Source organism: Janthinobacterium sp. Ant5-2-1, from assembly GCF_001445815.1.
In the GTDB taxonomy this organism is placed as follows: Bacteria; Pseudomonadota; Gammaproteobacteria; order Burkholderiales; family Burkholderiaceae_D; genus Janthinobacterium; species Janthinobacterium lividum_E.
Genome location: NZ_LNCE01000138.1, coordinates 1 through 546, shown reverse-complemented (window position 1 = coordinate 546; position 546 = coordinate 1). Strand labels below are relative to the sequence as shown.

1 protein-coding gene is annotated in these 546 nt (G+C 56.8%); it reads right to left on the bottom strand.

Annotation, left to right across the window (positions count from 1 at the left end):
* A partial coding sequence (locus tag ASN89_RS26595; RefSeq protein WP_082654770.1) for an EF-Tu/IF-2/RF-3 family GTPase occupies positions 1-546 on the bottom strand: 546 nt, incomplete at both ends.

Genomic DNA, 546 nt, shown 5'->3' with positions numbered 1-546 from the left:
AGTTGTTGAAGAATGGCGTATGACGGCCGCCTTCGTCTTTCGACAGAACATAGATCTCGCCGGTGAAGTGCGCATGCGGCTTGATCGAGCCTGGCTTGGCCAGAACTTGACCACGTTGCACGTCTTCACGCTTGGTGCCGCGCAGCAGCAGACCAACGTTGTCGCCTGCTTGACCTTGGTCCAGCAGTTTGCGGAACATTTCCACGCCGGTGCAAGTCGTTTTGACGGTATCGGTGATACCGACGATTTCGATCTCTTCGCCGACTTTGACAATGCCGCGCTCGATACGACCGGTCACAACGGTACCGCGACCCGAGATCGAGAACACGTCTTCCACTGGCATCAGGAAAGCACCGTCAACAGCGCGCTCTGGCGTTGGAATGTAGGCATCCAGCGCATCGGCCAGACGCAGCACTGCGTCAACGCCCATTTCGCCTTCTTTGCCTTCCAGCGCCATACGTGCCGAACCTTTGATGATTGGCAGGTCGTCGCCTGGGAATTCGTACTTCGACAACAGCTCGCGCACTTCCATTTCAACCAGTTCCA